Raw genomic sequence first — 1,505 nt, forward strand, 5'->3', positions numbered from 1 at the left:
GCACCGTGCTCAGTGCCGACGACGTCGCCTCAGCGATTCGTTATGCCTACGAGCAGCCGCAACATGTGTGCATCCGGGAGATCGTGTTGGCGGCAACACGGCAGCAGCCTTGAGTTCAATATCTCGTTGAGCGACGGTTGTAAGTCGCTCTCGGATTTCGGATTTCGCTAGTACTGTCTCAACGGCCTGATCAAGGTCTGGCAGTGGACGCGCCTGGCAGTTGATGAAAGTCTAGTCACGCTGATGTGAGCCACGGTAGCGCCGTGCCACTCCCAGGCAGGTCGCGAACCTCGGATTTGCGATCCTATTGGGTAGCACAGCGCGGGGCGGCTAAAAGCACCGTGAGCGCGGCCTGATCAATCATCCTGATTGGGTTTGAGGGTACGAACCTGTACAGCCGACTCGAGTCAGCTTGGGCTAGCGCTTTACGCTTGCCCGTGTCTGACGTGTTGGGGGCTGTGCATATCCCCAGGGAGTCCACGTTCCATCTGACTCGGCAGGACTACCTTGGTCACGATGAGTCCTTTCGTCGCTCGAGCTACCTGTGCAAAGCTGCGACTAAGCACTATGGCGATGGTCAACTCGGTTGTTGAGCAAACGATGTTGAGAGACGTCTTGAGACAATGGATTAAATATATGAGACATCGCAGGGTGTCTTTCTCGTAGTTTAATCTAATCTATTTAAATGCGCTGTTGCGCTAACTATTGCTGGATTCGGTCGTAGCAAAGGAAATAACACCAGTCGCGCTCTTAAGGGGGCAATGCAGTCCCCTCCCAGCGATCCGCTCTTGGTTTCTAAATCGTTGGCGACAGTAAGTAAATAGCCGTCATCCACATCCTTTTCAATGAGCAGAACCATGTTGATTCTCGACCTGCAGCTAGGCGAAACCATCCGCATCAACAACGACATCAGAATCACTGTGGCGGCGGATTGCGGCAAGCAAGTCCGGGTCGGAATAGAGGCACCTGAATCGGTGGCTGTCCACCGCGAAGAGATCTATCAACGCATTCAGGCTGAAAAACTGGAACAACTCTAATGACGCAGAGTGTCATTGATGAACTACGACAAGACCGGCACTTCTTTGTTGAGGGCATTAGCCGTTTGATTGACGCTAGCCCCAAGTGGAATAAAGAAGATCGGGCGCGAGGAGAGGCAACCTTTATCAGCCTCATCCACCAAGGCATCGTTATTGAAGCGCAAATCGACACGATCAATGCGCTGGAGGGGTCGCCTGAATAATCCCGTAACAGTGTTAGGCTTCGGTGCGTTAATTTAATTAATTGTGCAGCGCATTAATCACTGCTCAACTTTGCATTGGGCCACTGTGGACCTTATTCGGATATTTTGCCGTCCCTAAAGGGGCCTCCGTACTTCACACACTCCCCGGTCTGTTTCCTCCTAGTGTCCTGCTCACCTCTTTCTGCTTAAGGATAAGCGTATGTTCGCGCCAGCCAATACTGCGCACTTCACATTACTGATCCCCTCGGTTCGTCACGACTTCAAG

The 1,505-nt window shown here is 52.4% G+C and carries 4 protein-coding genes and 1 pseudogene; 4 read left to right on the top strand and 1 reads right to left on the bottom strand.

Annotated elements, in window-relative coordinates; translation table 11 throughout:
- Together KW848_RS32095 and KW848_RS32715 are read left to right on the top strand one after the other, a co-directional pair.
- Positions 1–113: pseudogene (locus KW848_RS32095) on the top strand (oxidoreductase); the annotation flags it as partial.
- Between the two features lie 276 nt (positions 114–389).
- Positions 390–593: an inovirus-type Gp2 protein gene (locus KW848_RS32715; protein WP_375154767.1), complete on the top strand. Its 204-nt coding sequence runs from the start codon at positions 390–392 to the stop codon at positions 591–593.
- A gap of 74 nt (positions 594–667) precedes the next feature.
- Here the strand turns inward: KW848_RS32715 and KW848_RS31230 are convergent, their stop codons facing one another.
- Positions 668–859: a hypothetical protein gene (locus tag KW848_RS31230; protein ID WP_218539164.1), complete on the bottom strand. Its 192-nt coding sequence runs from the start codon at positions 857–859 to the stop codon at positions 668–670.
- Between KW848_RS31230 and csrA the strand changes: the two genes are divergently transcribed.
- Positions 858–1,037 carry a carbon storage regulator CsrA gene (gene csrA / locus KW848_RS31235; protein WP_218539165.1) on the top strand — a complete coding sequence of 60 codons (180 nt, stop codon included), beginning with the start codon at positions 858–860 and terminating at the stop codon, positions 1,035–1,037. The two genes, KW848_RS31230 and csrA, sit on opposite strands and share 2 nt — an antisense overlap.
- Complete coding sequence (locus KW848_RS31240; protein ID WP_218539166.1) at positions 1,037–1,240, top strand: hypothetical protein; 204 nt, start codon at positions 1,037–1,039, stop codon at positions 1,238–1,240. The genes csrA and KW848_RS31240 overlap by 1 nt, the downstream gene beginning before the upstream one ends.
- Positions 1,241–1,505 lie beyond the last annotated feature (265 nt).

This window comes from Pseudomonas sp. PDM25 (genome assembly GCF_019219045.1).
In the GTDB taxonomy this organism is placed as follows: Bacteria; Pseudomonadota; Gammaproteobacteria; order Pseudomonadales; family Pseudomonadaceae; genus Aquipseudomonas.